Raw genomic sequence first — 234 nt, 5'->3', positions numbered from 1 at the left:
GATCTGGGTGAAGGGCGAGGCCAGGGTGCGCCATTACGCTTCGCCGGAGTCGGCCCTGGCCGATCTTGCCGAGCTGAAGGCGCAGGGCAAGGCGATTCGTGCGATCTACGCCCAGGATCGTGACAGCGGGATCAAGCTGCTGGCCTTCCAGGCGTGGTTCGTCCGCGACGGCGAGGGTCGCCTCAACGCCTTCCTGCTCCGCGAGCAGGCCCAGGACTTTGCCCGCCGCCATGG

General features: G+C 67.9%; 1 protein-coding gene. It reads left to right on the top strand.

The features are described 5' to 3' along the window. Positions 1-234, top strand: a 234-nt coding sequence (locus ACLJNW_RS28730; RefSeq protein WP_410962094.1) for a hypothetical protein, incomplete at both ends; no start/stop codon positions are given.

Origin of the sequence: Salmonella sp. SAL4457, from assembly GCF_046548235.1 — a bacterium.
Lineage (GTDB): Bacteria > Pseudomonadota > Gammaproteobacteria > Enterobacterales > Enterobacteriaceae > Salmonella > Salmonella enterica.
Note: the sequence above shows the minus strand (reverse complement) of the source record. Positions and strands in the feature narration are given on the sequence as shown.